The organism is Cutibacterium sp. KBN10P07758, assembly GCF_050286205.1.
Lineage (GTDB): Bacteria > Actinomycetota > Actinomycetes > Propionibacteriales > Propionibacteriaceae > Cutibacterium > Cutibacterium acnes.
The window spans coordinates 2,355,667-2,380,625 of the sequence record NZ_JBNNQV010000001.1 but is presented as its reverse complement, the minus strand read 5'-3'; the positions used below and the strand labels follow the sequence as shown (position 1 = coordinate 2,380,625).

At 61.9% G+C, this 24,959-nt stretch carries 24 protein-coding genes, 1 tRNA gene and 1 riboswitch; of the genes, 17 read left to right on the top strand and 8 right to left on the bottom strand.

Features of this window, described 5'->3' with window-relative positions; all coding sequences use genetic code 11:
- Positions 1 to 21 precede the first annotated feature (21 nt).
- Positions 22 to 1,134 (bottom strand): ABC transporter substrate-binding protein, encoded by a 1,113-nt coding sequence (locus ACOYO3_RS11725; protein ID WP_002520987.1) that lies wholly within the window; start codon positions 1,132 to 1,134, stop codon positions 22 to 24.
- Between ACOYO3_RS11725 and ACOYO3_RS11720 the strand changes: the two genes are divergently transcribed.
- Positions 1,133 to 1,327 carry a hypothetical protein gene (locus ACOYO3_RS11720; RefSeq protein WP_002522886.1) on the top strand — a complete coding sequence of 65 codons (195 nt, stop codon included), beginning with the start codon at positions 1,133 to 1,135 and terminating at the stop codon, positions 1,325 to 1,327. The genes ACOYO3_RS11725 and ACOYO3_RS11720 overlap by 2 nt on opposite strands.
- Before the next feature lie 246 nt (positions 1,328 to 1,573).
- On the opposite strand, the gene ACOYO3_RS11715 is transcribed toward ACOYO3_RS11720, so the two are convergent.
- Together ACOYO3_RS11715 and ACOYO3_RS11710 are read right to left on the bottom strand one after the other, a co-directional pair.
- Positions 1,574 to 2,347 (bottom strand): hypothetical protein, encoded by a 774-nt coding sequence (locus ACOYO3_RS11715; RefSeq protein ID WP_002512821.1) that lies wholly within the window; start codon positions 2,345 to 2,347, stop codon positions 1,574 to 1,576.
- A gap of 39 nt (positions 2,348 to 2,386) precedes the next feature.
- On the bottom strand, positions 2,387 to 4,171 hold the full coding sequence (locus ACOYO3_RS11710) for an oleate hydratase (RefSeq protein ID WP_002525536.1): 1,785 nt from the start codon (positions 4,169 to 4,171) through the stop codon (positions 2,387 to 2,389).
- Between the two features lie 173 nt (positions 4,172 to 4,344).
- A riboswitch (TPP riboswitch) is annotated at positions 4,345 to 4,439 on the top strand.
- Here ACOYO3_RS11710 and ACOYO3_RS11705 point away from each other — a divergent pair.
- From ACOYO3_RS11705 to ACOYO3_RS11695, 3 genes are all read left to right on the top strand, one after another.
- Positions 4,422 to 5,999 carry a bifunctional hydroxymethylpyrimidine kinase/phosphomethylpyrimidine kinase gene (locus ACOYO3_RS11705; RefSeq protein ID WP_032500018.1) on the top strand — a complete coding sequence of 526 codons (1,578 nt, stop codon included), beginning with the start codon at positions 4,422 to 4,424 and terminating at the stop codon, positions 5,997 to 5,999. Its footprint overlaps the riboswitch before it by 18 nt.
- 123 nt (positions 6,000 to 6,122) lie before the next feature.
- Positions 6,123 to 6,353 (top strand): hypothetical protein, encoded by a 231-nt coding sequence (locus tag ACOYO3_RS11700; RefSeq protein WP_048738836.1) that lies wholly within the window; start codon positions 6,123 to 6,125, stop codon positions 6,351 to 6,353.
- An 8-nt stretch (positions 6,354 to 6,361) separates the two neighbouring features.
- Entirely contained in the window at positions 6,362 to 7,015 is a 654-nt protein-coding gene (locus tag ACOYO3_RS11695; RefSeq protein WP_002520990.1) for a thiamine phosphate synthase, read from the top strand.
- Positions 7,016 to 7,272: 257 nt separating this feature from the next.
- Here ACOYO3_RS11695 and ACOYO3_RS11690 read toward each other — a convergent pair whose 3' ends face one another.
- Positions 7,273 to 8,232, bottom strand: a complete 960-nt coding sequence (locus ACOYO3_RS11690; protein WP_002512826.1) for an endonuclease domain-containing protein — start codon at positions 8,230 to 8,232, stop codon at positions 7,273 to 7,275.
- A gap of 369 nt (positions 8,233 to 8,601) precedes the next feature.
- On the opposite strand from ACOYO3_RS11690, the gene ACOYO3_RS11685 reads away from it, so the two are divergent.
- The 9 genes from ACOYO3_RS11685 to ACOYO3_RS11645 all read left to right on the top strand — a co-directional run bounded on the left by ACOYO3_RS11685 (position 8,602) and on the right by ACOYO3_RS11645 (position 17,896).
- Positions 8,602 to 8,793, top strand: coding sequence for a hypothetical protein (locus tag ACOYO3_RS11685; RefSeq protein ID WP_002520991.1), 192 nt, complete (start codon positions 8,602 to 8,604; stop codon positions 8,791 to 8,793).
- Positions 8,790 to 8,879 (top strand): potassium-transporting ATPase subunit F, encoded by a 90-nt coding sequence (locus ACOYO3_RS11680; protein WP_002524221.1) that lies wholly within the window; start codon positions 8,790 to 8,792, stop codon positions 8,877 to 8,879. The genes ACOYO3_RS11685 and ACOYO3_RS11680 overlap by 4 nt, the downstream gene beginning before the upstream one ends.
- On the top strand, positions 8,879 to 10,549 hold the full coding sequence (gene kdpA, locus ACOYO3_RS11675; RefSeq protein WP_002512829.1) for a potassium-transporting ATPase subunit KdpA: 1,671 nt from the start codon (positions 8,879 to 8,881) through the stop codon (positions 10,547 to 10,549). The genes ACOYO3_RS11680 and kdpA overlap by 1 nt, the downstream gene beginning before the upstream one ends.
- A 2-nt stretch (positions 10,550 to 10,551) precedes the next feature.
- Entirely contained in the window at positions 10,552 to 12,666 is a 2,115-nt protein-coding gene (gene kdpB, locus ACOYO3_RS11670) for a potassium-transporting ATPase subunit KdpB (protein WP_002512830.1), read from the top strand.
- A gap of 12 nt (positions 12,667 to 12,678) precedes the next feature.
- Complete coding sequence (kdpC, locus tag ACOYO3_RS11665) at positions 12,679 to 13,284, top strand: potassium-transporting ATPase subunit KdpC (protein WP_002512831.1); 606 nt, start codon at positions 12,679 to 12,681, stop codon at positions 13,282 to 13,284.
- A 40-nt stretch (positions 13,285 to 13,324) separates the two neighbouring features.
- The gene (locus ACOYO3_RS11660) at positions 13,325 to 15,817 is read left to right on the top strand and encodes a sensor histidine kinase (protein ID WP_002550546.1); all 2,493 of its coding nucleotides are present in this window, start codon (positions 13,325 to 13,327) and stop codon (positions 15,815 to 15,817) included.
- Positions 15,814 to 16,497 (top strand): response regulator, encoded by a 684-nt coding sequence (locus ACOYO3_RS11655; protein WP_002524607.1) that lies wholly within the window; start codon positions 15,814 to 15,816, stop codon positions 16,495 to 16,497. The genes ACOYO3_RS11660 and ACOYO3_RS11655 overlap by 4 nt, the downstream gene beginning before the upstream one ends.
- A 3-nt stretch (positions 16,498 to 16,500) precedes the next feature.
- Positions 16,501 to 17,025, top strand: coding sequence for an EXLDI protein (locus tag ACOYO3_RS11650; protein WP_002522891.1), 525 nt, complete (start codon positions 16,501 to 16,503; stop codon positions 17,023 to 17,025).
- A 628-nt stretch (positions 17,026 to 17,653) separates the two neighbouring features.
- A complete protein-coding gene (locus tag ACOYO3_RS11645) occupies positions 17,654 to 17,896 on the top strand; it encodes a hypothetical protein (RefSeq protein WP_002520998.1) in 243 nt (80 codons plus the stop codon).
- Positions 17,897 to 17,982: 86 nt separating this feature from the next.
- Here the strand turns inward: ACOYO3_RS11645 and ACOYO3_RS11640 are convergent, their stop codons facing one another.
- Entirely contained in the window at positions 17,983 to 18,249 is a 267-nt protein-coding gene (locus ACOYO3_RS11640; protein ID WP_002524608.1) for a hypothetical protein, read from the bottom strand.
- Between ACOYO3_RS11640 and ACOYO3_RS11635 the strand changes: the two genes are divergently transcribed.
- Both ACOYO3_RS11635 and ACOYO3_RS11630 read left to right on the top strand, forming a co-directional pair.
- Complete coding sequence (locus ACOYO3_RS11635; RefSeq protein ID WP_002512836.1) at positions 18,223 to 18,417, top strand: hypothetical protein; 195 nt, start codon at positions 18,223 to 18,225, stop codon at positions 18,415 to 18,417. The two genes, ACOYO3_RS11640 and ACOYO3_RS11635, sit on opposite strands and share 27 nt — an antisense overlap.
- 6 nt (positions 18,418 to 18,423) lie before the next feature.
- On the top strand, positions 18,424 to 18,636 hold the full coding sequence (locus tag ACOYO3_RS11630) for a hypothetical protein (RefSeq protein ID WP_002512837.1): 213 nt from the start codon (positions 18,424 to 18,426) through the stop codon (positions 18,634 to 18,636).
- Between the two features lie 362 nt (positions 18,637 to 18,998).
- On the opposite strand, the gene ACOYO3_RS11625 is transcribed toward ACOYO3_RS11630, so the two are convergent.
- From ACOYO3_RS11625 to ACOYO3_RS11615, 3 genes are all read right to left on the bottom strand, one after another.
- Positions 18,999 to 19,071, bottom strand: a tRNA-Ala gene (locus ACOYO3_RS11625).
- Positions 19,072 to 19,211: 140 nt separating this feature from the next.
- Positions 19,212 to 20,462 carry a M16 family metallopeptidase gene (locus ACOYO3_RS11620; protein WP_002521000.1) on the bottom strand — a complete coding sequence of 417 codons (1,251 nt, stop codon included), beginning with the start codon at positions 20,460 to 20,462 and terminating at the stop codon, positions 19,212 to 19,214.
- A gap of 122 nt (positions 20,463 to 20,584) precedes the next feature.
- Positions 20,585 to 21,856 (bottom strand): M16 family metallopeptidase, encoded by a 1,272-nt coding sequence (locus ACOYO3_RS11615; protein WP_002522893.1) that lies wholly within the window; start codon positions 21,854 to 21,856, stop codon positions 20,585 to 20,587.
- Between the two features lie 205 nt (positions 21,857 to 22,061).
- On the opposite strand from ACOYO3_RS11615, the gene ACOYO3_RS11610 reads away from it, so the two are divergent.
- Both ACOYO3_RS11610 and ACOYO3_RS11605 read left to right on the top strand, forming a co-directional pair.
- Entirely contained in the window at positions 22,062 to 22,481 is a 420-nt protein-coding gene (locus tag ACOYO3_RS11610) for a DUF5318 family protein (protein WP_002518625.1), read from the top strand.
- A complete protein-coding gene (locus tag ACOYO3_RS11605) occupies positions 22,474 to 24,813 on the top strand; it encodes a transglycosylase domain-containing protein (protein WP_002524609.1) in 2,340 nt (779 codons plus the stop codon). Before ACOYO3_RS11610 ends, ACOYO3_RS11605 begins: the two co-directional genes overlap by 8 nt.
- Positions 24,814 to 24,959 lie beyond the last annotated feature (146 nt).

The window sequence follows — 24,959 nt, the reverse complement described above, 5'->3', positions numbered from 1 at the left end:
GCGAGCAACGCCGTCGAGGGATCAGCTGAGCTTGGTGTAGTAGTACGGGGTGTACCCCTTCATGAGGTCTGGGTGGAAGATGTAGGTGAGGTCAGCCAGTACGACGTCGGGCTGGACGATCCCGGACTGCCAGAAGTCGTTTCCGGTGTCTGGGGCAGTGCGTTTGCTGGGGTTCCAGACGTTGCCATGCTGAAAGGCCGACAGGTTCGCGTAGCGCGGGTTCTGCTTGAGGGCGTCATCCTTGCCGTGCCACGTCGTCATGGACATGTAGTTGCCGTTGAGCCAGAAGTCGGCCTTGGAACCGTACTTGAAGACGACCTCGGCGTCGGTTGGGGTGGCTCCGTTGCCCTTGACGGCCTGGGCCATGACGTCGGAAGCTCCGGCGTCGGTCATGAACTTGATCATGTAGGAGTCGGCCCCCGGGACGTACCACTGCCCCTTGGTCTCCTGACCGACGAGCACGCTGGGTTTGTCGGCAGCGTTCTTGGCCTTCTTCGCCACCTCGGCGTAACGCTCGGCGATGCTGTCGAAACTCTTCGTGGCGGCGCCCTCCTTGTTGAGAAGGATGCCGTAGGCCTTCATCCACTCGGCCCGAGCCAGCGGGGTGGACTCGAGGTAGTCGAGGTCTTGCAGCACCGGGATGCCGGCGGACTGCACCTGCTTGAACTCTCCCACCTCTGAGCTGGCAGCCAGCACGGCGTCGGGTTTGAGGGAGATGATCTTCTCTGTGTCGATCTGCATCCTGCTCGATCCGTAGCTTGGTATGTGGCGGGCCTCAAGGGCCTTACGTGCCGGTCCGCGATAGATCTGCTCGATCTGGTTGACGCCGACGATAGAGTCCAGGGCCCCCAAGGTGTGGAAGACCGGAATCTGGGTGGTGGAGGAGGCGACGACCCGTTTGACCGGGACGTCGATGATCGGGGCCTTGGCGAGGTCACCAGTGAGTGCCGGCTTGGGGGCACCGCACTGCAGCAGCACGAAGGTCTGTGCCGGCCTGTCCTGCTCACCGAGGGTGAGAACCTTGTAGGACTTGTGGTAGCTGACGTGGACGTTCCTGGCCCCGGTGAAGGTGGCCTTGTCGCCGAAGTAATCCTTGTCCTTGTCGAACTCCCCAGACTTGATGCACCCCGACATGTTGGCACCGGTGCCGACTGACGGGGTGGCTGTCGAGGTGTTCAGTGAGGTGGTTCTGTTGCTCGAACCCGAGCAGCCCGTCAGGGCCAGGGCGGGTGCGACGAAGAGGGTAATGAGGGCCGAGATCCTCCTCGGCATCGTTCTCGGAGTACTCACGCGGTTCTTCCTGCGGTCATGCCGCAGGTTTCGCTGAGGCGCACATAGTGTGCCCGGCAGACTCCTACGGCGAGAGTTAACAACTGCCACTCCTCAGAGAGTCGACCGGACTGAGCCTTGCAGGCATTACCGTTGCGCGACAGTGTCGGATTTGCACCGACTTCGCCCACTGCGGAGTGCCCCAAACCGAATCCGACTCGAGGCAATCGCACACTAACACCATGCATATGGGGTTCGTCGCGAGGGATGGAAAATGCTGCAGGTAGTTCCAGGTAGCGAATCGTCAGGAGCGCAGGTGCCCGATGACTGCCCACGGTCGTTCCGGATTGACCAGGGCGTGCAACTGCTCAAGATTGGTTTTGGCACAGGCCATGACGACGCATGTGGCCGGGCCGCCAGAGCGGGTTAGGTCGACGTCGGTGGGTTGGAATGCGACGCGCAGTCCCGCAGTGGAGGCCAGCTGTTTGGCCTCCCAGGCCACCCCATGAGACCCGACAGGGACGCAGTCGTGCACCTTCCCAGAAGCCATTAGTGCCTTAACCTCCGTGACGCCCACAATCTCGCGCCGACCAAGGGCGACGTCGTCGTTAGGGGCCGAGATCGGAGCGCCGACACACACCAAGACGTCTCCGTCTAGGGACTTCGGCACATCCTCGTGGTGCATGACGCCGATAATCGTCACCCCGACGCCGGTTTGGGTGGTGGCGACGTTGTCCTCCGTCGATCCGGTAACCGCATCTGGGTCGATCCCGGCGTCGAGCGCACAGCGTCGGAATTCGGCAATCATGGGCTGAGCAGATGCACTGTCCTGGCACAGTGTGTCGACGAGGACAAGCGGACGCGCACCGGCGCACAGCACCTCCAGCAGCGGCACTCGCGCTCCCAAGTGGGCGCACCACACCGGGTCGGCCGGATAGGAATCGTCGGGACGCGGCCCGATGCCGCCGATCGTGTCACAGGCGATGACCAGACGGGAGGCCGGGATATCGGCCAGCAGTAGGTCGCGTAGTCGGGTGATGGACAAGCACCGGGAGGGAACGCGGTTCGGGGCGGTCATGGTGTTATTCAACCGCCCCGAAACCGCATCGTCAGGGCGTCACGGCAGGATGTCCTCGTAGTAGGTGTTCTTCAACAGCTTCGACAACAGCCAACTACCGGGTAGGCGACCATTGTTGAGGGTTTTGGCGGAGGCTAGCAGGGAGCGGATGTCGTACTGGGTTGGCCAGATCGGCGGGATGTCACGGTCAAGGTCGAGCAGGCCGTAGACGGCTATCATTGCGGTGCGTGCCGAACCCTCGGTGGTGAAGACGCAGTCATCGGGGGTTTCGACGAACTGGCCTAGGCAAGCCAGATTGACGCAGCCGTCCGGGATGACCTCCGGGCGATCACCCTTGCCACGGGGCATGAAGAAGGCTGTGATCCACGGCATCGTCGCGATTCGCACCTTGGTGTGGGCCTTGACCTCCTCGAACTGGTCGAGCAGTCCGAAGTGGTAGCAGTACTCTTTGAGCAGCTCCTCGCCGGTGCATTCCAGCATTGTCTTGTTGACGACGTCGCCCTTCTCGAACGGGTACAGCCCGTAGGCCCATGCCACGCCCCAGTCTTCAGGCTGGCCGTGGAACTGTGGCTGGCGATTCATCGTCAGCGAGATGCACCACGACGAGTCCTCGGCGGTGATGATGCCGCCGGTGACGGTGCGCCCGGACAACGGATCGTTGCCGGTCAGCTCCTTGATCTTCTTGAGGAACGGGTGATCACGACCGATGAAGTTGAAGCTGATTGATTGCCACACCGTCTTGTCAGCGTCGCCGCAGAAGACATCGGGACGTCCGAACGCGGGGGAGCGGCGAACCAGGTTGCGCCACAGCTCCCAGCCGGCCTGCATGTCTTTGTGGTAAGGGGCGGGGGTGTCCATGTCGCCGTATCCGGTGCACTCGGTAAGTGAACCGTTGGTCACGAACACCAGGTCCTTGGCGGACATGTCGATGCGATGCTCGCCACCCTCCTTATCGCGCCACAGGATGCCGCGGGCGATCTTGCGGTGGGCGGTGATCTCTAGGTCGACGTCGTAGACGAGGGTGTCGTATTGGAAGTTCACGCCCTTTTCGGTGAGCCACTTCACCAACGGGACGACGAAAGAGTCGTGCTGGTTGTAGCGGCTGAATCGCAGACAGGACAGATTCGAGAAACCGGGAAGATACTGCAGGAAGCGGTGCATGTACCGTTTGAGCTCCGTGAGGGACTGCCACTGCTCGAAGGCGAACATCGTCTTCCACAGCAGGTAGAAGGTGGATTGCAGGAAGTCCTCGTCGAACCAGTCCTCGATCGACTTGTAGTAGGTGTCCGACTCCTTGGCCAGCAAGAGCCTCATGATGTCGAGCTGGCCCTTCTTGTTGAGCCCCATCTTTGAGGCGTCGCGCTTGTGACCGCAACTGTTGATGATACGACACGGGTTGATGTTGGGGTCGTTCTCGTTCACGATCCGGAATTCGTCCAGAACGCTGTAGGGCTCGGGCATCTCCAAGGCTGGGATGTCTTTCATGATGTCCCAGAAACACTCGAAGTGTTGTCCCATCTCACGACCACCGCGAGCGATGAAGCCTTTCTCCGTATCCCCTGCTCCGTCGAACGCGCCGCCGGGTTCTGACATTTCCTCGAGGATGGTGATGTTCTCCCCAGGCATCTGGGCGTCTCGAATCAAGTAGGCAGCAGCAAGAAGCGAGGCGATGCCAGAGCCGACGAGGTATGCCTTGCGTTCAGCGACGTCATCGGGCGGAACAGGATGGTTCTGGGTGTAGCGGCCTAGGTCGTTCTGCACGAAAGGGTTGCCATCCGGACTCACCGGGTAGCTGTGTTGATAAATGTCTTGGAAGTTCGTCATGACGTGCTCCTCATACGACTTCGTCGGAAGTTCTCCGGTGAACTTCCGACCAGTTCCCACGATAGCGCTATAACCGCTTAATGGACCCCTGGCAATGACTTTTGTAGGAGTTTTACGGGTGTTCGGTCAGTTTTCAGCGGCGGAGCGCACGTCGTGGTGGGGTGGCATACTGGCCCATGGACACGGGGTGCGCCTCGGTGGCGCTGAGATCACACCCGTGGAACCTGATCTAGTTCGTACTGGCGAAGGGATGTCCGAGATGACCATTAGTGATGCGCTTGCCGAGCGGGGAACAATTCCCCGCGTCCTGTCAATTGCGGGTACCGATCCGTCCGGGGAAGCTGGCACCGCAGCCGACACCAAATCGATCATCGCGGCAGGTGGATATGCGATGGCTGTCGTCACCTCCTTGGTGGCCCAGAACACCGAAGGGGTGCGCGCCATCCACACCCCGCCGACCGACTTCCTGGTCCAGCAACTGGCCGCTGTCAGCGATGACGTGAGAATCGACGCCGTCAAAACCGGGATGCTCGGCACCGCTGAGATCGTTGACGCGGTTGCGACCTTCCTCGACGAGCATCGACCGCTGGTAGTCGTCGTCGATCCGGTAATGGTCGCCACCAGCGGGGACCGCCTCCTTGCCCCCGACGCAGAGGCTGCCATGCGCGAGTTTTGTCGCCGCGCGACCGTCATCACCCCGAATATTCCGGAGCTCGCGGTGCTGTGCCAGAGCGAGCCGGCGACGACCCCGGAGCAGGCCGTGGAGCAGGCTCGTCGGTGGGCGGCTGAGACGGGAGTGGCCGTCGTCGTCAAGACCGGGCATTTGAATTCGCAGCGGGTCGACAATATGTGGGTGACGACGGAAGGAGCAATGCACGTCGCCCCGGCGGCGCGGGTGGAGACGACCAACACCCACGGTACCGGGTGCTCACTGTCCTCAGCCTTGGCGACCCGGTTGGGTGCCGGTGACACCCCGGGGGATGCCCTGGCGTGGGTCACCGACTGGCTGCACGAGGCGATTCAGTACGGGTCGGCGCTGAACGTCGGTAAGGGTCACGGCCCGGTGGACCACTCCCATCGAGCACGTCGGCTGGCCGAGGACGCTTCAGCAGTGGCGTGGTTCGCGCCCATCGACCCATTGGAATCTCCACAAGGGTTGGTTGTATCGGCTGAGCCTGCACCGGACGCGGTGGTTGCTCCAGCCGGGCCATGGACGACGGCCCTGTGGCAAGCAAGTGGGGACATCGCGCGTCGCATTGAGGACTCGGATTTTGTTGCCGTTCTCGTCGACGGCACCTTGTCGAAGCCGGCCTTCGAGTTCTACCTGGGGCAAGATGCTCAGTACCTCACCTACTATTCACGAGCTTTGGCATCCTTGGCGGCTCGTGCTGTCGACCCGGAGGAGTCAGTGTGGTGGGCGCAGTCCTCTCAGGCGTGTCTTGTGGAGGAGGCAGAACTGCACCGCTCTTGGCTAGGGGATCACATCGACGTGGTTGCCGGGCCGGTGACCTTGGCCTACACGGACTTCCTGCTGGCCCGGGCATTGGGTGACGACTACGTCGTCGGTACGGCAGCGGTACTGCCTTGTTTCTGGCTTTATGCACACTTGGGTGCCAAGGTTCCGCACGTTCCCGACGACCACCCTTACGCCTCATGGTTGCAGACCTATGGGGATCCCGAGTTCGTCGAGGGGGCGTCACACACCATCGGTCTGGTGGAGAAAGCCTTCCAGAACGCCTCCGCCGTCACCAGGGCTCGCGCTGCCCACGCCTACCTGACGGCCTGCCGTCACGAATTGGAGTTCTTCGACCAAGCTTTGCGGGTCTGACCAGCTCGTCAGCACAAAGATTCACATGACCATACTTGTGTCTGTTGCGCGCCGGGCCTCGGCTGGAACGTCGATGCCCTCTGAGGGACGCGCTGCCCTGCGGGCGGGTGTCGTCGGGCCCCGATGGTCCATTGCCCTACCGCCACCGTTGCCGCGCGGCCCGAAGGAACCCCGTGGGTGCTCGACTCGACGACTATCGGGCTAGCCCCGGTACGTACCCGGATGGCTCGGGAATTCCTTGATGCTGGGCCTGACGTGGCCGGGGAGGTTGCAGCAGCGCGTGCTGGCGGACCCGGAAGTTTTCGGGCGCAGCTGCGTGACGCCCTTGACAAGGCGGCGAGAACCGCAAAATAGGAGATGAGATGACTTTAGACCTGCGGTGCTATTTGGTGACGTCGGGGATTGATCGGCACACCATCGAGACTGCGGCAGCGGCCGCTGGGGCGGGTGCCGGGATGGTGCAGGTACGGGCCAAGGAATTGTCCACTCGTGATCTGCTCAGCCTGGTTTTGCAGGTCGGCGAGGCGGTTCGTCGAGCGAACCCCGCGACGCGGGTGGTCGTGGATGACCGCGCCGATGTTGCCTGGGCGGCCATACGGGCGCGGGGGAACGTCCACGGGGTGCACGTCGGATTGACGGATTTGCCGGTGCGTGATGCGCGGGCGATGCTGGGCCCCGACGCGATCGTCGGTTACACCACGGGGACCTTGGACCTCGTGAGATCGGCCGAACCGTTCGCTGATGCGCTCGACTATGTGGGTGCCGGACCCTTCCGACCCACCCCGACCAAGGAATCGGGCCGCTCCCCGCTCGGCGTTCAGGGGTATCCGGCCTTAGTAGGGGCGAGCAGTCTGCCGGTTGTCGCTATCGGTGACGTCCAGGTGGCCGATGTCCCTGTTTTGGCGGCCACCGGTGTGGCCGGTGTCGCGATGGTGCGGGCCATCATGGCCTCCGATGACCCTGCTGCAGTGGTGCGGCAGGTTGTGCAGTCTTTCGATGAGGTTCGGGTTAGCTGATGCTCTGAGGAGGTTTGGTGGGCTGACGTTGTTTCCCCCGTTGGCGTAGGCCATTGAGGTTGCGGTCCCGTCTTCCTCCGCGGGGCTGTGACTTTATCCCGTGTTGACGCTTCTACTCTGTTCACCTCAGCTCCGTGTGGTGATACGGGTCGTGATCGTCGGGGATGCCTGGTGGGGTTGCAGACCGTGGGTTCGTAACCCTGATTTCCACAACCGGACACAATCACCTGCCGTCTAGCTAGAGAAGTCAGCAAGGTTTACGCCGGTACGGCGCTATTCATGATCTGGCGCAGGACCTGGTTGGTGAGCGTGGTCTTGGGGCGGTGGCGTTTGTGCAAGTGATTGATGATCCAGTCCAGCACGAACTTCGGATCGCGCCGCAGCATCGTCGGGGTGGTGTGCAGGATCCTCCACCCGGCCTGCTCCAGATGGGCCGAACGCACCATCATCGCCTCGTACCCTTCCGGGGTACCGTGGACCGAGCGGCCTTCCATTTCCACGCCCAGCATCTCAGCCTGGAACGCTTGATCCAGGACATAGCGATAATTCCCCTCACCAACCCAGACTTGGTGGTTCGGCTTGTGACCAGTGATCCCGGTTGCCCGTAGGATTCGTGCTAATTCCAGCTCCGGGATCGACCAAGGATTTAGGTCGATGTCGGCTAGCGCACGGTCGACTTCGGCCTTCGAATACCGGCCGGTGAGGGCTTTACGGACCGCCCGGCATGAGGCCGGGGTCACTAGGCGTTGGCGCAGAGCCTGGCACACCCAGTCCCACTGTCCCTGGATTGCCAGGATGATCACCGATACCTCCGGGATCGCGACTCGTATTCCTTCTTCTTCGATGGTGAAATGGTGGGGCACGTGCCAGCGATGCACCCAGATACGGGGTCGCCTCAGACGGCGAGTGGGCGAGAACGCCTCGATGGCCTGGATGCCGGTGTAGTCCCAGCGGCGCTGAGTGACCGGATTCTTCAATCCGAGCAACACCAAGGCGGCCATGCCGACCAGCGTCGCACCGCGGTGCCATAACTTCAGTGCTTGAATCATCGTAGTGACGCGGCGGGCAGCGCCGGTGGTGGCCACCACTCCCGGCAGGATGCGTACCGTATCGCCCCGGGTGACGGACCGGTCAGCCTGGCCTCGCAATGGGCTGTCACGGACAATGCGCGCCACCCCGCCGTTGCTACGCAGCTCCAGTTCGAAATTTTCCCTCATGTCGACAGTTATCGGTACAGGCCCGTAGATGTGCCACGTTTTTTGAACCTGTGGACAACCCGGCCCAGGTCAGCCGTACTGGCTGTGGATAAGTCGTCATCCACCCGCATCCCAACCACGTGAGATGGCATCACGGGCAGCTACCACCCCAATCACCACACTCAGGTTGGAGGAGGTGAAGGGACATCGTGGTGACGGGTCCATGGCGGGAAGAGGGTGATGTGGCGAGGAGGGTCGTAATGATGATGAGGCCAAGGAGGGGATGGTACGTGGAACCTGTGTGATGGGGGTCGCCGGGGTAACTAGCGCTCCCAGAACCGTTTGGAACTGGGAGTGTTAGGAAAACGTCAGGATCTCGCACACCCCCATATGGGATCCGTAGGGAAGCGCGACAACGGCCGGGTCGCGCGGTTTCGATGGGTGGTGGTGCCACAACCGGCACCCCGGAAACCCCGGGTCGTTGTCAAGGAGCCTGTCATGCTCGACGTCATCTGGCTGCTCGGTGTCATCGCCTTGTTCATCCTGCTCGCCCTGTGCGTGAAGGGGGTCGATGCGCTATGACCATCCTTAATCTGGTGGCCGCCATCCTCGGTATCGCCGCCGTTGTGTATCTCGTGATTGCCCTTATCCGCCCGGAGCGTTTCTAATGACGTGGATCTGTTTCCTGGCGGGTCTGGCTCTGCTCGCCATCGCGCTCGGTATCGCCCAACATCACCTGGGTACCTACATGGCCCGTGTCTTCACCTCTGACAAGGACACGAGGGTCGAGACCTGGTGCTACCGCGTCATGGGGGTCAATCCCCGTGCTGGTCAGACGTGGAAGTCTTATGCTCGCGCAGTGCTGGCTTTCAGTTTCTGCGGAGTCGTCCTCCTCTACGCTCTGCAACGTCTCCAGCCGTGGCTGCCATGGTCCCTGGGGAAGGGATCAGTCAATCCGGCGGTCTCCTTCAACACCGCGATCTCTTTCGTCACGAACACCAATTGGCAGGCCTACTCACCGGAGGCGACCCTCGGGCACTTCGTCCAGCTCGCTGGCCTGTGTGTGCAGAATTTCGTCTCCGCCGCTACCGGCATCGCGATCGCGGTTGCGCTGATTCGCGGATTCGTTGGCCGTGGTGAGCACACCATCGGGAACTTCTGGGTGGATATCACCCGCTGCACGTTGCGCATCCTGATGCCGATTGCCGCCGTAGCGGCTTTCCTGCTCATCGTTGGTGGCGCGGTCCAGAATTTCACCGGGTTCCTGCACGTGACCGGTGTAGCTGGCGGAAACCAGGTCATCCCGGGAGGCCCCGTCGCCTCTCAGGAGGCCATCAAGGAGCTTGGCACTAACGGTGGTGGTTTCTTTAACGGTAACTCGTCTCACCCCTTCGAGAATCCGCAACCGTGGACGAACATGCTCGAGATCTTCCTCATCCTGCTCATCCCGTTCTCACTGCCTCGCACCTTCGGGAAGATGGTGGAAGATGTGCGGCAGGGCAGGGCGATACTCGCTGCGATGGTCGTCCTGTTCACCGTCAACCTATTTGCCATGGCCGCTGCCGAATTTTCTGGCCACGGCACTGCCGCACGCCTCGCGGGAGCCGCGATGGAGGGCAAGGAGCAGCGTTTCGGATTGGCTCAGTCGGTCCTCTTCGCTAACTCGACGACGATGACCTCCACCGGCGCAGTCGACTCGATGCACGACTCCTTCACCGCCATTGGAGGGATGTTCACCCTGCTCAACATGATGCTCGGCGAGATTAGCCCTGGCGGTGTGGGGAGCGGTCTTTATGGCATGCTTGTTATCGCCGTCATCGCGGTCTTCATCGCCGGCTTGCTGGTCGGTCGTACGCCGGAATACCTTGGCAAGAAGATTGGCCCGCGCGAGATGAAACTGTCGGCCTTGTACATCCTCGTCATGCCGACCCTGGTGCTATGCGGCGTGGCCTTGAGCCTGGCTGTCCCGGGCCTACGCAGTAGTGTCAATACCTCGATCTCCAACCCGGGCGAGCACGGGCTGTCCGAGCTGGTATACGCCTTCACCTCAGCCGCCAACAACAATGGTTCGGCCTTCGCTGGTTTGGACGCCTCGACGAACTGGCTGTGTGCCGCCCTTGGTGTGGCCATGCTCCTCGGGCGCTTCGTACCGATCATCCTCATCCTTGCCCTGTCGGGTGCCTTGGTCGAACGTGAACCAGTGCCCGTCACCGCCGGCACCCTTCCCACGCACAATGCGTTGTTCACCACCCTGATCGTGTTCACCGCGATCCTCGTTACAGCGCTTGTCTTCTTTCCGGTCCTCACGCTCGGACCGCTGGCCGAAGGACTGATCTGATCATGACCGTTATCCCCTCGAATTCGCGTTCCCGCGGTCTCACCGGGGCTCAGGTGCGTCAGGCCCTGCCCGGAGCCATTCGTAAGCTCGATCCGCGTTCTCAGTGGCGCAACCCGGTTATGTTTTTGGTGTGGATTGGCGCAGTCCTGACAACCATCATCGCTGGCCTGGAACTGCTCACTGGTGTCACCGACGGCGGTGTTTCCGTCGGTTTTTCCACGGCCATTGCGGTGTGGCTGTGGCTGACCGTCATCTTCGCCAACCTTGCCGAGTCGATCGCCGAGGGACGCGGCAAGGCCCAGGCCGAGACATTGCGCAAGACCCGCACCGCCACGAGCGCAATTCGCGTCGACGGGTGGGACGAGCGGAACGATCCGTCCGCCGAGCACACCACGACAACCGAGGTCGTCTCCTCGGAGCTCAGGTATGGCGACGTCGTCGTCGTGGCGGCGGGCCAGACGATCCCTGGTGACGGCGACATCGTCTGGGGCATCGCTTCGGTCGACGAGTCGGCCATCACCGGTGAGTCAGCCCCCGTGGTACGGGAGTCCGGCGGCGACCGTTCTGCCGTCACCGGTGGTACGACAGTGCTTTCGGACCGCATCGTCGTCAAAATCACCTCGAAGCCCGGGCAGAGTTTCGTCGACCGCATGATCGCCCTGGTTGAGGGGTCCGGACGTCAGAAGACCCCCAACGAGATTGCCCTCAATATTTTGCTGGCGAGCCTCTCGATTGTTTTTGTCCTCGTCACCCTGACCCTCAACCCGATTGCGTCCCTGGCCGCCAGGCCGGTGAGCGTCACGGTATTGGTGGCGCTGCTGGTTTGCCTCGTCCCGACGACGATCGGTGCTCTCCTGTCGGCCATCGGCATCGCGGGTATGGACCGCCTGGTGCAGCACAACGTGTTGGCAATGTCTGGACGCGCGGTGGAGGCCGCCGGCGACGTTACGACTCTTCTGCTCGACAAGACTGGCACCATCACCTACGGAAACCGTCGTGCCAGCGAATTCATACCGATGTCGGATGTGAGCGACGAAGAGATTCGCGACGCGGCCGCCCGGTCTTCGCTGGCCGACCCGACTCCCGAGGGCACCTCCATCGTCGACCTGGCCCGCGAGCAGGGCTTCGTCCCCGATGCCTGCGGCGAGCAGGGGAAGGTCGTCCCCTTTACCGCGCAGACCAGAATGTCGGGCATCGACCTTCCCGATGGCACCAAAATCCGTAAGGGTGCCGGATCTGCTGTGCGCGCCTGGCTGACGGAGTCCCACATCAATATGGACATCGACACACGGGTCCACATGGATCGCCGGGTCGACTCGGTGTCCCAGTCTGGCGGTACCCCGCTCGTCGTGGCGGTACGCACCCCCGACCACTCGGGCAAGGTGCTCGGCGTCGTTTATCTCAAGGACATCGTCAAAGAGGGTCTGACCGACCGGTTTGCTGAGCTGCGTCGAATGGGTATCCGCACCGTCATGGTGACCGGAGACAACCCGCTGACCGCAGCCGCCATTGCCAAGGAGGCCGGCGTGGATGATTTCCTCGCCGAGGCCACCCCGGAGGACAAGCTCGCCTACATCCGCAAGGAGCAGGAGGGTGGCCGGATGGTCGCGATGACCGGTGACGGCACCAACGATGCCCCGGCTCTGGCCCAGGCGGACGTCGGCGTCGCGATGAACACCGGCACCTCGGCTGCCAAGGAAGCCGGCAACATGGTGGACCTTGACTCCGACCCGACGAAGCTCATCAGCATTGTCGGAATCGGCAAGCAACTACTCATCACGCGCGGTGCCCTGACGACCTTCTCGATCGCCAACGATATTGCCAAGTATTTTGCGATCATCCCAGCGATCTTCATGGCGACCTACCCGGGTCTGTCGGCCCTCAACATTATGGGTTTGCATTCCCCGGCGTCAGCGGTGCTCTCGGCGATCATCTTTAACGCTATCATCATCGTTATTTTGGTTCCGCTGGCCCTCAAAGGCGTGGCATACAAGCCCGCCGGAGCGTCGAAAATCCTCGCACGGAACCTGCGCATCTACGGGTTGGGCGGTGTTGTTGCGCCGTTCATCGGCATCTGGCTTATCGACCTGATTATCCGTCTCATTCCCGGCTTCTGATCGGAGTTCATCATGATCATCTCCTCTAGGACTCGCACCGCCCTCGTCGGGTTGCGCTCGATGCTGCTGTTTACTGTCATTGTCGGCGTCGTGTACACCGGCCTCATGACTGGGCTGGGTCAGTTGGTGCTCTATCACCAAGCCAACGGCTCGCAGCTGACGGTCAACGGCAAGGTGGTCGGCTCGACCCTCATCGGCCAGTCCTTCACCGACAAGGGTGGAAGGCCGTTGCCGAAGTACTTCCAGCCGCGTCCCTCGGCTGCCGGTGACGACGGTTACGATGCCAGGTCCTCGGGCGGTTCCAACATGGGCCCGGAAAACCCGGACCTGGCGAAGGCCATCAAGGAGCGTCGCAGCCAGGTGGCGGCCTTCAACCACGTCGATGCTGACCGGGTACCCGCTGATGCTGTGACGGCGTCGTCGTCGGGTCTGGACCCACATATCAGCCCCGAATACGCCGACATCCAGATCGCTCGGGTGGCGAAGGCTCGTCATCTCGACAAGGCCGTCGTACGGCGGATCGTTGACGATAACACCACGGGACGCCAACTCGGGTTCCTTGGCGAGACTAAGGTCAACGTCGTGACGCTCAATGCCGAACTGGATCGCCAGCACTGACGGTGCTGACGGTCGGGTAATCATGGCTTAGGAGGACGCGGTGGCTGTTCGGGGAAGGTCGCGGGTGCTGCTGGGCGCGGCACCGGGCGTCGGCAAGACCTACGCCATGCTTGACGAGGGCAAGCACCTGCGCGCCGGGGGGTCTGATGTCGTTATCGCCGTTGTTGAGACTCACGGCCGGGCAGCTACTGCGGCGATGACTGAGGGGATGGAGGTCGTCCCGCGGCACTATGTCGAATGCCGCGGCATTGAGCTGCCGGAGATGGATCTTGACGAGGTGCTGGCCCGGCACCCTGACGTCGCCCTCGTCGACGAACTTGCCCACACCAACGCCCCCGGGTCCCGTAATGAGAAGCGTTGGCAGGACGTTGAGGAGCTTCTGGAGGCCGGGATCGACGTCATTTCGACGGTCAACATCCAGCACATCGAGTCCCTCAACGACGTTGTTGAGCAAATCACTGGGGTACCACAGCGCGAGACTGTCCCAGACACCGTGCTGCGCAGGGCCAGCCAGGTGGAGGTCGTCGACCTCGCCCCGCAGGCCCTGCGCGACCGGTTGTCGAGCGGCAAGGTGTATCCGGCCGAGCGGATCGACGCGGCCTTGTCAAACTACTTCCGGCTCGGCAATCTCACCGCCCTGCGTGAGTTGGCCTTGTTGTGGGTGGCCGACGAGGTCGATCACGCGCTGGCCGACTACCGTAGCGAGCACGGCATCGACTCCCGTTGGGAAGCCCGTGAACGGGTAGTCGTCGCCCTGACAGGGGGTCGGGAGGGCGAAACCCTGCTGCGACGCGGTGCCCGGATCGCGGTTCGAGCCGGTGGCGGAGACTTGCTGGCGGTGCACGTCACCACTGAGGACGGGCTGCGCTCCCCGCATCCGGGGGAACTAGCCCGGCAACGAGGGTTGGTGGACAAGCTAGGAGGATCCTTCCACCAGCTCGTTGGCGATGACATCCCCGACACTCTCATCGAGTTCGCGAAGTCGGTCAACGCCACCCAGCTCGTCATCGGGGCTAGTCGGCGTGGCAAACTCTCGCGGCTGTTGACCGGACACGACGTCGAGGCAGACATCATCCGGGCTTCCGGTGCTATCGACGTTCACATCGTCAGTCATGACGCCCAGGCGAAGGCGCTGCGTTTGCCGCGAATGGGTGGGTCATTGTCGACGCGGCGTCGGATCGCTGGTTTCGCTGTGCTGGCGGTGTTCGGGCCACTCTTGACGTGGCTGTTGGTGTCGTTGCGTAGCCCGGAGGCGCTGACGACCGATGTGCTGGCTTACGAGTTGCTGGCCGTCGTGGTGGCCTTGGTAGGTGGGGCATTCCCGTCGCTCATTGCGGCTCTGGCCTCGGGTTTTGCCCTGGACTACTTTTTCACTAAACCCTTCTACACCGTCACCGTCAACGAACCGTTACACCTGGTGGCACTGTTGCTGTACCTGCTCACCGCGGCCCTGGTGAGTGTTGTTGTCGATCGCGCTGCCCGTAAGACCCGGGTGGCCCGACGCGCCGCCGCTGAGTCGGGACTGTTGCAGTCGGTGGCCGGTTTGGTGCTGCGCGGCGAGGACGCCGTTGAGTCGTTGTTGTCCAGAGCAACTGAGGCTTTCGGGCTATCTGGGGCGCGATTGATGACCGACGGAAAGGTTGTGGCAAATTGGGGTATAACAAGTGATCAAGTCACGGAGCACCGCATCGACGACCATACCGTGGTGGAATTCCACGGCCCGGAGCCGGACGCCTCGGAGCGTCGGCTGATGTCGGTCATCGCCGCCCAGTTGGGGACAGCCTTGGAGCAGCGTCAGCTGGAGGAGACGGCGAAGGCGGTGGAGCCGTTAGCGGCCACCGACCGGGTGCGCACGGCGTTGTTGTCAGCGGTCGGTCACGACCTGCGTCGCCCGCTGGCGGCTGCCACCGCCGCTGTGTCTGGGCTGCGCAGCGAGTGGTCGAAGCTTTCTGACCAGGATCGTGCCGATTTGTTGGAAACCGCTGATGAAGCGTTGTCGCAGTTGGCGAATTTGGTCACCGACCTTCTCGACGTCTCCCGGTTGCAGTCGGGGGTGCTGGGGGTCTCGGTGATGCCGGTAGACCCGGCTGAGGTCATCATGCCGGCGCTGGACGAGTTGTCCCTGGGGCCGGCCGACGTCGAGATCGACTTGGGTTCTGACGTTCCCGAGATGGTCGCCGACCCAGCCTTGCTGCAGCGAGTTGTCGTCAACCTGTTGTCGAATGCGCTGCGTTACGAGCCGGCGGGCAGCCGGGTGCGGTTGGCGGAGAGTAGCTTCGCCAACCAGGTGGAGATTCGAGTCATCGATCACGGCCCGGGGATTCCAGAGGACCGTCGCGGCGATGTGATGGTGCCTTTCCAGCGGCTGGGTGATACGGATTCCAGCGTTGGGCTGGGGCTTGGGCTGGCGCTGTCGAAGGGATTTGTCGAGGGAATGGACGGCACCCTGGCCTTGGAGGACACTCCTGGCGGGGGACTGACGATGGTGATCAGCTTGCCCCAGGTAGGGGCTGAGGAGGCAAGTGTGCAATGAGAATTCTTATCGCTGATGACGACCCGCAATTTTTGCGAGCCTTGCGGATCACCTTGGGCGCCAGGGGATACGAGGTCTTGTTGGCGCGTGATGGGCAGCACGCCTTGGAGATGGCCATCGATCACAAGCCGGACATCATTTTGCTGGATCTCGGGATGCCGCGTCTGGACGGGGTAAAGGTCATTGAGGCGGTGCGCGGCTGGTCGTCGGCGCCGATCCTGGTGATCTCGGGACGATCCGGGTCGGCCGAGAAGGTGGAAGCTCTTGACGCTGGGGCTGACGACTACGTCACCAAACCATTCTCGATGGATGAGCTGCTTGCCCGTATCCGCGTTTTGACAAGGCGTATTGGCCAGGACGAGGTAGATGAGGAACCAATCGTCGCTTTCGGGTCGGTGTGGGTAGATCTGGCTGCGCACACCGTGACCCGTGACGGGGCCAATGTCAGGCTCACGCCGACCGAGTGGCGGGTGCTGGAGCTGCTCATCCGTAATGAGGGTCGGCTGGTGACTCGTCAGACCATGCTGAGTCAGGTCTGGGGCTCCGAGCACGTCACCGACACCGGCTACCTGAGGCTCTACATTTCCCAGTTGCGCAAGAAGCTGGAGCCCGAGCCGAGTAGGCCGCGGTATCTCATCACTGATGCCGGAATGGGGTACCGGGTGGTGCTTGACCCCTGATATATGCATATAATAATGCACATGCCCACTAGAAACGTGTATGTCTCCGACGAAGACCAAAACCTGTTCCAAGAAGCAGCCGGGCTTGCAGGAGGGTTTTCACCTGCAGTGAGCGAAGCTCTGCGCGAGTACGTGAAACGTCGCAAGCTGATGAGGGGAGGGGCCGAGCAGGTTGAGGTAGATCTGCGTACTGACGGGATCGACCACCGTGTCTCGTTCATGGGGCGTCGGTTGGTCAAGGTGCAACGAGACCACGAGCAAGGCTGTCGCATTGATACCGTCTACGCAACTGCCAGGGAGCAATTTGCCGTGGTGTCGAAGGTGCGTCGTGTTCTGCCAAGCTGGGCCGAAGGCAAGGAAGATCTTTGGTCGCATCCAGAAACGTGGGACAAGGAATTCTGGACGGTTGGAGATCGTACGCTTACGGTTTTTGCGAATTTGGATGAGTTGCGAACAGCGGATGGTGAACTTGCAGAACGGGTCGACTCAGCGCTGCACGTCGCACCCTACGAGGTTCTGGACATTTGACACATAGGGGGGGCTTAAGCGGTGGCCTGAGAGGTAGTGGTCGTCCATCTGCCGGCTACCACGCTTGACTGTTTTCGCTCGTCAGAGGTGTTTCGTCACCGATCAGTGAGAGTTTGAACTTTGTCTCGGTCGCACGAACCGCGTGTTCTCGCTTGTCGCGAGGGGTTTACCGTATATCGAAGCGGCCATCAGAACCCTGTGTTGTGGACTCCCGGGGTCAGTCTGTCCGCTTACTTGAGATGGCTCAAACATTTCTGACCGACGCCGAAGTCGACGAGCTAGTCACCGTGTATGAAGGCCGGCTCCTAGCAGCGTTCGAAGGTGTTCTGAGAGCTGGTATGGTAATCGCGAATGTTAGCTTAATCACGTTAAGTTAGGCGGCTCACTTCGCGTCAAGTATTCGGGTGGGAGAAGACTCTGACCGGTCATCGCGTGAATAGGCCCGGATCATTTTCCCTGCTGCTCAGCGCAATGGCAATCATGAATCTTGGCTATTCGATCACGAATGTGGCATTCCCCATTCTCCTGGTCCAACGATACGGAGTCGGAGGGGAACTCGCCAGAACCCTCATGCTGCGGCTACTACCGATGATGATTGCCGGAGGAACTTCCGCCTGGCTACTACGCCATGCGGACGCCCGAATCGTCGCGGGCGTCTCCATGGTCCTGGGTGGTGTCCACCGTGCTCATTCCCTTCACCCAGTCCCTTGCTCAGCTGAACATGCTTTCCCTCCTGGGTGGCCTAGTCACGATCTACGCCTCCCCCGCACTGTTCGTCCTCCGATCCGGGGTCATCGACAATGAAAACGTCGTCAAGGGGGAACGCCGCAGTTCATTGGCCCCGCACTCGCTGGCCTTGCGCTCATACTGATCAGCGTCAGGACGCTGTTCTGCGTAGAAACGCTGACGACGATTCTTGGCGCGGCGCTTCTGTTGGGAATCCCCAAGGTGTCGAGGTCAGTCGCCCCAACACTTCCCGACGCGAGTCCGCCCCGCGATCGGAAACGTCTCTGGCAACAGAGCTTCTTCCGGGATCCACGTGTCGTGGCATACCTGTTCACCGGGATCGTTTACGGTGTCGGCGTAAGCGCCCTGCAAATCGTGCTGCTTCAGGTGGTCTCGGTTCGATAGCCCCGCGATCCTGGCGCCTACGGCTGGCTGCTCAGCGCACAGGCGCTGGGAGCAACAGTTGTCGGCTTGTTCGTCTCCAAGGTGCCGCGCCATCGGCTCGGGCTCGTCTACCTGATCGGCAACCTGGACGAAGCTGTGCTGGTCATAAGCCTCTTTGCTTCCAAAGGACTCGAGCTCACAGCTGCTGTGCTGCTCTCATCAGCGGACTATTCGAGGCCGCTGCGACGACTTGCTTCTTCGCCGACGTTCGGCGGCGATTGACTGCGGATGAGGTCGGAGACTTCTTCTCAGCCCTTCTGCCCGGTTTCAGCGGAGCAGAAGCAGCCGGCAGAACCACTCGGCGTGGTTTTCGTTGGAGCATTCGGACTGCTTGGCCAACTGCTGGCGGTCGCACTGCTATTCGTAATTCCAGTGATTCCCGTCGTCTACCTCTTCCTCGACCGCGAGAACCAGTCACAGCCCGCCGGCTTCGAGCAGTGAGCGGGCGATGTCGTAGGGCCAGGTTGCGGAACTTGAGGGCTGTGCCCCGGAGAAACCTCGACCCCGGGAAGCCTCGCACGCAATTCGGCCGTCAACTACTGCCTGACAGGCGATCCGACCCTGTTTCGGAAAGCTAACACCTCACCGCACGCCCCGAACAGCACGCGAAACCCCACGTTCTCCGCCAGGGCACAACAGAATCATTACTGGCAAAGAGACAAACCACCATCCACCACCAGCCTCGATCCAGTCACGTAGCCAGCGTCTTCGCCCACACCAGCATCGACGTCCCGGCGCAAGTATCGCAGAAACAAAACTGCCCCGCCATCAGGCGAGGCAAGTTTCGATTTTCTCATCTTACGTGGAGCATAGGGGACTCGAACCCCTGACCTACTGCTTGCAAAGCAGCCGCGCTACCAACTGCGCCAATGCCCCGTGGACCTCCATAGTGTAGAGGATGCGCGGTGGTTTGGGCGAGTCGAAGCCTCGCGCAATGTCGTCTGGTCCTGCCAAAAAGTCGAGATTGTGACGGTGCCATCGCGTTTTGGGGCAGTTTGTGACGCATCGGCCCCCGACTACGACAGCACCTCGGCGGGACTAACGACAACGGCCTCGAGCCCACGCTCAGCCAGTGCGGGAGCCAACTCTTCGGCTCGACCGCAGACACCGATCCGCCAACTGTCAGGGATCAGCAACTCCCGCCAGGCCCGGTTCACCGACCATTCCCCAGCACTCGCCCTCGCCGATGCCACGGCGGCAAGGTGATCGTCGACCCAGTTCGGTGCCAGTCCGGCCCCGACCAGAGCTGCCACTTGGTGGGCGACCGCACTGGCGGTGTCGTACTGCAATGGGGCGATGCCAACCGAGTGGTCGCGGGCGGCATCCACTTCGTCGGCCCGCAGATCGTCGCTGGAGGTGAGAATGCGTAATGCCTCGGCCACGGCGTCGGCTCCAACCTCAGTCCGGAAGGACCCCGCAACGGTCGCCACTCCACCATCGGGGAGTGGGCGGCTCGACATTCCGACCCCGTAAGACCATCCCTTGTCTTCCCGCAGCACCTGGTTGAGACGCGACCCGAACGTTCCGCCGAGGGCTCCGCATGCGACCTTGAGGGCTGCCCAACCCGGGTGGGAGCGCCCCACAGTGGCCTGCTGGATACGCACGTCGGCCTGCACAGCGTCGGGGCGGTCAACAAGAATCACCCGTGGTCCATCGAGGCGTGGCTGGAGTGGAGCAACCTGCGAGGGGGAACCGCTGGCCGTCCATTCCTCGAGTATTGACAAGTCGAGGTCCTCGACTCCGTCTCCGGCGACCACCAGCACGGCATCGGAGATCGTCCAGTGCGCGGCCCAGAATTCTCGTGCGGCTGCGGCGTTGAGCTTTTCCACCGACGAGAGGGTGCCGATCGTGGGCAGGGACGACCGTGACCCCACTGGCCATAGCGCACGTGCTGCTGCCATCTCGGCTAGGGCCGATCCACGCTGGCTGGTCTGGGCCAGGGAGGCTCGCGCCGCGTCGATCTGACGAGCGATGTCCTCTTCAACCAGGCTCGTGGTGTTCAACAATTCGACGAAGAGTTCAGCCGCTGCGTCGAACCTTGTCACGGGCACATCGACGCCGACGTGACTTCCGGCCAACCCGGCCGATCCGTCGTAGCTGGCTCCGATCGACTCCATGGCCTCAGCGAAAGCTGCGCCGGGATGGGGGCCGGTGGATTCGTCAGCTGTGCGGACGACGAGCCCAGCAAGGCCCTCGAGACCAGCAGGTTCGGTACACAGCGGCGCGTCCAACCCGATTTCCATAGTGACGATGCGCTGGCCAGGCATCGGAACGCGTACCACCGTGAGGCCGGTTGGCAGGGTTTCGACGAGGCACTGTGGAAAGGACCACGGCGAGCCGGGACGCACGGTGGGGCGACTGGTGAGAGGACGCTCATTACAGGTTTTCATCACGCCTCCTGGTGGACGACGGTTGACGCTTGATGGGGGGATAGCCATCGTCTTGCGGCTTCGGCAATGTGGTCTGCGGTGATAGCCCGGATGCGGTCGAGGTGCGTATTGACGAGGGCAGCGTCCCCTAGTAGCGACTCGTGCATATTGAGTAGGTCAGCCCGTTCGTCAACAACAGCCAACGACTCCAACCAACTTCGTTCCACCTGGGCGCGCGCTCGCTCTAGCTCGGCCTGGCTCGGTCCGTTGGCGGCGAGTTCGGTGATGATCTCATCCACAGCCCCGGTCAGTTCCTCCTCGGAGACCCCGGGCTTGAGGTGTGCCGACACTAGAGCTGCCGACGTTCCTCGTGCCAGCCCAAAATCGTTCATACCCACTCCATCGACGAGGTGACGTTCCCTTTCCAGGGTGCGAATGAGCCGTGAGCTCATCCCCGATCCGAGTATGTCGGTGGCCATGGCGACGGTGAGATTGTTGGGGTTGGTGATGGGCGGAGTAGCCCATGCCCGGGTCACCGCAGTTCGCGGGAGGGGGCGCGTAACGACGACCCGAGGATTGTCGTGGCGAACTCGTCCCTGAATGCGCTCGGGGAGGTCCCCGGTGGCAGCGGGAACCGCCCCGAGGTACTTATCGGCCAAGGTCAACCCTTCGTCGGCTTCAACACATCCGGAAATGACAAGAACGGCATTGTCGGGCCGGTACCAGGTGGAATGGAAGGCGGTGACGTCGTCGAGACAGGCGGCGTCGAGGTCGGGGACCGAACCGATGGTTGGGTGGCCGTAGGGATGCTCGCTGCCGAACCTTCCGTCAAGGAGCATATCGAGTAGGTCCCCATAGGGGGTGTTGTCGTAACGCTGCCGCTTCTCTTCCTTGACGACCTCGCGCTGGGTCGCCAGGTTTGCCTCGGTGACGGCCAAGTGCGCCAGCCGCTCAGCTTCTAACCACAGTGCGAGTTCCAGCGCCCCGGCCGGTACGGTCTCGAAATAATTGGTGCGGTCAAAGCTGGTCGACGCATTTGCTGACCCACCCACCGACTCGATCGTTGCCAGATGTTCGCTCGATATGATGCCGCTTGTCGTGCCCGAGAACATCAGGTGCTCGAAGAGGTGGGCGAACCCAAAATGGCCGGGTTCCTCGTCTGCCGACCCCACTCGATACCACATATTGACGGCAACTCCGGGAGAGGTGGTGTCGGGATTAACGACCACGCGCATCCCGTTGTCGAGTGTCGCGCGGTGTAACTGGAGGGCTTCGGACATAGGTCCGAGCATAGGGGTAGTGGCTCGGGCCCCTCCACGAGACCGGTGTGGTGAATGTGTTGGGGACGGGGTTTGATGTCAGTAGGGGTGGTAACTCTCACCTCTCCCACCCTGATTGCCACACGGGGCTCGAAGCACGTGCGGCGGATTCTTCGAGAACGCACCGTCGAACACTGGTGCTGCGAAGTCGTCTGAGCAGCGCCGTACTCTAGAGGGCATGCAGACGCAGCGAAACGTGGTTTCCCACGCTCTGCAACGCCGACACACCCTGGAGGCGTTGCGCAGCCCCCAGGTCGATCTCAGCGCCCCAACGGCGTGCGACGCCGACCCCATGCTGGTACGCGCCGCCATGCACCATGGCGAGCCCCTCAACCACGACTGTCCGGTCTGTGAGTCCCCGCGCTTAGCCCTGCTGCGCCATGCTTTCGGCCACCAGCTGGGCCAATACTCGGGTCGCATCCGTACCCTGGACGAACTAGAGGAGATGGAGCACCAGTTCGGCGAGTTTCACGTCTACGAGGTCGAGGTTTGCCCCGACTGTCTGTGGAATCACATCCTCGTCGACTACGTCCTAGGTGACGGTCGACGCCGCCGCCCACCTCGCCATCAGCCGACCGTGGAGGACATCTATGGCTGACCACAAACCCGCCAGAGCATCGAAGCGCCACGCCCCCGCGACTGGGAGCGGTGCCGGAAGGGCTCGTCGGGCCGCCGGGAGGCCCAGCCGTCATCCTAGGCTGGGCAAGTTTCTCCGGGGTTTGGTGATCGCAATCTTGTCTTTGGTGCTTATCGCCGTCGTTGGGGTCTTTGTCGCCTATGAGCGCACCGAGCTTCCCGACCCTAACCGCGACTTCCAGACGAACACCTCGTTTATATACTACCGGGACGGCAGTCGCCTCGGGTCTTTCTCGGTACAGAACCGTCAATCGATTCCTTATGAGACGATGCCGAAGACTCTGCGTGACGCCGTCGTCTCGGCGGAGAATCGCACTTTCTGGTCCGATCCGGGTATCTCGGTCAAGGGCATGACGCGCGCCGCCTGGGCGATCGCTCGCGGTGGTGAGATGCAAGGCGGCTCGACGATCACCCAGCAGTACATCAAGGTGTTGTACCTGTCCCAGGAACGCACCATGGGTCGCAAATTCAAGGAGCTCCTCCTGGCCGTGAAGACGGGCAAGGAGGTCTCTAAAAAGGACATTCTCGCTGGATATCTCAATACCATCTACTTTGGCCGGGGAGCTTATGGTGTTCAGGCTGCCGCTCGGGCTTTCTTCTACACCGATGCTTCGAAGCTCACCCTGTCTCAGTCGGCGGTGTTGGCTGCGGTGCTCAACAGCCCGTCGAATTTCGATCCCAGCGGTGGCGTAGGCGCTCGCGAGAGGTTACTCCAGCGATACCGGTACGTTCTCGACGGAATGCTGGAGGCCGGCAATATCACCCAGGCTCAGCACGACGAGGCTTATCGGCAGCTGCCGAAATTCCCGAAGGTCCCCGACTACAACCGATGGGCGGGAACCGACGGCTACCTCATGAAGTTGGTTTACGACGAGCTCATCGCCAGAGGGTTCTCCGATCAACAAATTAAGGGCGGTGGCCTCAAGGTGACGACCACCCTGGATCGTAAGGACGAGCAGGCTGCCGTGGCTGCAGGCCAGAAGTATAAGAAAATTGCCGGCCGCAACGCTGTTCCTGAGGGAGCCAAAAATCTACATCCTGCGCTTGCCTCAGTCGACGTCAGCTCCGGTGGTGTCCTGGCCCTTTACGGTGGCGATGACTATATTTCCAATACCCGCGATTGGGCGCTTACTGCGCGCCCGGCGGCATCCACCTTCAAGACCTACGCGGCCATAGCAGGGATGCGCCATGGGTTCAGCTTGCGCTCCCGGTTGGAAGGTAACGCTTTCACGCCTGACGGGGATAGCACCGAGGTTCACAACGAGAACGACCGGAACTACGGCACCGTCAGTTTGCGTCAGGCCATTGCGAAGTCGATCAACACCGCTTTCGTCGACATGGTCTCACGGATTAAGAATGGTCCGAGGGCTGTTGTTCAGGCCGCTACTGACGCCGGTTTGTCTCAGGGAACTGGGTGGGATCTGAACAACCGGATCGCTTTGGGCACTGCTGAGGTGAGTCCACTGGCTCAGGCGGGGGGCTATGCGACGATCGCCAATGACGGCAAAAGGGTTACCCCACACATTGTGGACAAGGTCGTTGACCAGTCAGGCAAGGTCCTCTATCAGGCTCCCACGCCGTCGAAGCAGACCATTGAGGCTGATATCAGCCATGACGTCAGCTACGCCCTGCAGTCAGTGGTTGAGGAAGGCACTGGACGGATTGTGGCCGGCTTTGACCATCACGTGGCCGGGAAAACGGGTACTTCGGGAGTCGGTCACGGGGTGACGTCGGCGTGGTTTGTCGCCTATACCAAGCAGATTTCGACAGCTGTCATGTTTGTGGCGGGGGATAGCGGCAACGAAAATCTTGACCGCTACGCCCGTGAAGGGGCTACCGGTTTCCACGGTGGTGATTACCCGGCTCGCACCTGGCTCGACTATATGCAGACGGCGATGAAGGGGATACCCAATAAGTCCTTCGCTGCTCCAGACTGGGTGAATCTGTCAGGCAAGCATTATGGCTCCACCAACCGTCCGCAGGTGTCGGTCGAGGATGATTCCGATCGCGACCGGTCGAACCAGGATGATCCAGAGTCGCTGGGTGGGCCGTATCCGACTCGTACGTCGGCCTCCAGCCCAGAGCCGTCATCGGCGCCTTCTCGGGAGCAATCCTCCGAGCCCTCAGCGACGAGAACGGCGTCGGCTCATACACACACCTCTAAACCCACACAAACGTCACAGCCTACGCACACCTCTAGACCGACTCATACCTCCACCCACACCTCTCGCCCGACCTCGGGCGAGACGACGCGCGGTGGGAACCAGCCGAGTGGTCGGGCACAGAATGGGTAGCCTGACCACGTGACCATCCCCGATCCGAAAGACGACGCTATGGCAGCTAGGAGGTGTGCTGTCGCACACCCAAATGATGGATCCCCGGGTTACACGGCTCGCCGTGGCCTTGACGTTCCGCGCGGGTCCCGTGTGTCTCAACTGGG

What these genes read in the sequence shown, in the direction of transcription:
- ACOYO3_RS11695 (WP_002520990.1), top strand. Translation starts at nt 6,362, where the DNA reads ATGACTTTAGACCTGCGGTGCTATTTGGTGACGTCGGGGATTGATCGG.
- ACOYO3_RS11645 (WP_002520998.1), top strand. Translation starts at nt 17,654, where the DNA reads ATGCGGACGCCCGAATCGTCGCGGGCGTCTCCATGGTCCTGGGTGGTG.
- ACOYO3_RS11720 (WP_002522886.1), top strand. Translation starts at nt 1,133, where the DNA reads ATGTTGGCACCGGTGCCGACTGACGGGGTGGCTGTCGAGGTGTTCAGT.
- ACOYO3_RS11715 (WP_002512821.1), bottom strand. Translation starts at nt 2,347, where the DNA reads ATGACCGCCCCGAACCGCGTTCCCTCCCGGTGCTTGTCCATCACCCGA.
- ACOYO3_RS11630 (WP_002512837.1), top strand. Translation starts at nt 18,424, where the DNA reads ATGAGGTCGGAGACTTCTTCTCAGCCCTTCTGCCCGGTTTCAGCGGAG.
- ACOYO3_RS11655 (WP_002524607.1), top strand. Translation starts at nt 15,814, where the DNA reads ATGAGAATTCTTATCGCTGATGACGACCCGCAATTTTTGCGAGCCTTG.
- ACOYO3_RS11610 (WP_002518625.1), top strand. Translation starts at nt 22,062, where the DNA reads ATGCAGACGCAGCGAAACGTGGTTTCCCACGCTCTGCAACGCCGACAC.
- ACOYO3_RS11710 (WP_002525536.1), bottom strand. Translation starts at nt 4,171, where the DNA reads ATGACGAACTTCCAAGACATTTATCAACACAGCTACCCGGTGAGTCCG.
- kdpB (WP_002512830.1), top strand. Translation starts at nt 10,552, where the DNA reads ATGACCGTTATCCCCTCGAATTCGCGTTCCCGCGGTCTCACCGGGGCT.
- ACOYO3_RS11705 (WP_032500018.1), top strand. Translation starts at nt 4,422, where the DNA reads ATGTCCGAGATGACCATTAGTGATGCGCTTGCCGAGCGGGGAACAATT.
- ACOYO3_RS11615 (WP_002522893.1), bottom strand. Translation starts at nt 21,856, where the DNA reads ATGCTCGGACCTATGTCCGAAGCCCTCCAGTTACACCGCGCGACACTC.
- kdpA (WP_002512829.1), top strand. Translation starts at nt 8,879, where the DNA reads ATGACGTGGATCTGTTTCCTGGCGGGTCTGGCTCTGCTCGCCATCGCG.
- ACOYO3_RS11650 (WP_002522891.1), top strand. Translation starts at nt 16,501, where the DNA reads ATGCATATAATAATGCACATGCCCACTAGAAACGTGTATGTCTCCGAC.
- kdpC (WP_002512831.1), top strand. Translation starts at nt 12,679, where the DNA reads ATGATCATCTCCTCTAGGACTCGCACCGCCCTCGTCGGGTTGCGCTCG.
- ACOYO3_RS11700 (WP_048738836.1), top strand. Translation starts at nt 6,123, where the DNA reads ATGGTCCATTGCCCTACCGCCACCGTTGCCGCGCGGCCCGAAGGAACC.
- ACOYO3_RS11620 (WP_002521000.1), bottom strand. Translation starts at nt 20,462, where the DNA reads ATGCCTGGCCAGCGCATCGTCACTATGGAAATCGGGTTGGACGCGCCG.
- ACOYO3_RS11685 (WP_002520991.1), top strand. Translation starts at nt 8,602, where the DNA reads ATGGGATCCGTAGGGAAGCGCGACAACGGCCGGGTCGCGCGGTTTCGA.
- ACOYO3_RS11640 (WP_002524608.1), bottom strand. Translation starts at nt 18,249, where the DNA reads ATGGCGCGGCACCTTGGAGACGAACAAGCCGACAACTGTTGCTCCCAG.
- ACOYO3_RS11605 (WP_002524609.1), top strand. Translation starts at nt 22,474, where the DNA reads ATGGCTGACCACAAACCCGCCAGAGCATCGAAGCGCCACGCCCCCGCG.
- ACOYO3_RS11725 (WP_002520987.1), bottom strand. Translation starts at nt 1,134, where the DNA reads ATGTCGGGGTGCATCAAGTCTGGGGAGTTCGACAAGGACAAGGATTAC.
- ACOYO3_RS11680 (WP_002524221.1), top strand. Translation starts at nt 8,790, where the DNA reads ATGACCATCCTTAATCTGGTGGCCGCCATCCTCGGTATCGCCGCCGTT.
- ACOYO3_RS11690 (WP_002512826.1), bottom strand. Translation starts at nt 8,232, where the DNA reads ATGAGGGAAAATTTCGAACTGGAGCTGCGTAGCAACGGCGGGGTGGCG.